Source organism: Streptomyces roseochromogenus subsp. oscitans DS 12.976, assembly GCF_000497445.1.
GTDB classification, from domain to species: Bacteria; Actinomycetota; Actinomycetes; order Streptomycetales; family Streptomycetaceae; genus Streptomyces; species Streptomyces oscitans.
Genome location: NZ_CM002285.1, coordinates 4,150,785 through 4,152,189, shown reverse-complemented (window position 1 = coordinate 4,152,189; position 1,405 = coordinate 4,150,785). Strand labels below are relative to the sequence as shown.

The 1,405-nt window shown below is 75.4% G+C and carries 1 protein-coding gene and 1 pseudogene; both read left to right on the top strand.

Annotation, left to right across the window (positions count from 1 at the left end):
- The coding region (locus tag M878_RS67675) for a TadA family conjugal transfer-associated ATPase (RefSeq protein WP_023547757.1) at positions 1–1,091 on the top strand (1,091 nt) is incomplete at its 5' end.
- A pseudogene (locus M878_RS67670) lies at positions 1,072–1,405 on the top strand (type II secretion system F family protein); the annotation flags it as partial. The gene M878_RS67675 and the pseudogene M878_RS67670, both read left to right, overlap by 20 nt.

Genomic DNA, 1,405 nt, shown 5'->3' with positions numbered 1-1,405 from the left:
TGCTCGGCGACGCCGAGGTCCTCGGCGCGGCCCGGCAGCTGAGGTCCGAACTCGTCGGCTCCGGCCCCCTGGAGCCGCTGCTCGCCGACCCGGATGTCACCGACGTCCTGGTCTCCGCCCCGGACCGGGTGTGGGTGGACCGCGGCGGGGGACTGGAGTTGACCCCGGTGACCTTCCCCGACGCGGCGGCCGTACGACGCCTCGCGCAGCGGCTGGCCGCCGTGGCCGGACGCCGGCTGGACGACGCCCGGCCGTGGGCGGACGCCCGGCTTCCCGACGGCACCAGGCTCCATGCGGTGCTGCCCCCGGTCGCCGTTGGCTGTACCTGCCTGGCCCTGCGGGTCGTACGGCCCCGGGCGTTCACGCTGGAGGAACTGGTCGAGGCCGGCACCGTGCCGCCCGGCGGCGACCGGATCCTGCGGGCGCTGCTGGCGGCCCGGCTGTCCTTCCTCGTCAGCGGCGGCACCGGAAGCGGCAAGACGACGCTGCTCAGCGCACTGCTGGGCCTGGCCGGAGCGGGCGAGCGGATCGTGCTCGCCGAGGACTCGGCCGAGCTGCGGCCGGACCACCCGCATGTCGTCCGGCTGGAGACCCGGCCCGCGAACCAGGAGGGCGCCGGCCTGGTCACCCTGGAGGACCTCGTCCGGCAGGCGTTGCGGATGCGGCCCGACCGGCTGGTCGTCGGAGAGGTCCGCGGACCCGAGGTCGTGCATCTGCTCGCGGCCCTCAACACGGGCCACGAGGGCGGTTGTTGCACGGTCCACGCCAACGCCGCGGGAGACGTACCGGCCCGCCTGGAGGCGCTGGCCACGGCCGCCGGGCTCGATCGGGCCGCACTGCACAGCCAGTTGGCGGCCGCCCTCTCCGCGGTCGTGCATCTCGTACGGGACCGGTCCGGGCGGCGCCGGATCGCCGAGGTGCACGTACTGGAGCGGGACGCCACGGGGCTGGTCCGGACGGTGCCGGCCCTGCGCTGGGGAGAGCGGGCCTTCGTGCGGGAGCGGGGCTGGGAGCGGCTGCGGCACCTGCTGGACGCCGCGGGCGAGTTCGGGTTCGGAAGGGTGGAGAAAGGTGACGGAAGTGACCGGTGAGACGTCCACGGCGGCCGCGCTGATCTGTCTCGGCGCATTGGTCTGGCTGCTGGGCGGGCCTCATTACGGAGTTCGGCGGGCGCGGCTGCTGCTCGCGGGCGGCGGAGCGGTGGCGATCGGTCCGCCCTCCTGGGACCAAGCTCGCGCGGAACTGGCCAGACTGTGCAGCCGGTTGGGGGCCGAGTGGTGGGCACTGGTGGCCGGATTGCTGCTCGGGCTACTGGGAGCCTCGGTGATTCCGGTCGCCGTGGGGGCGGCCGGGGTGCCGTTGCTGCGCCGGGTGCGGCTGGCGCGCCAGGACCGGTGCGTCCGGG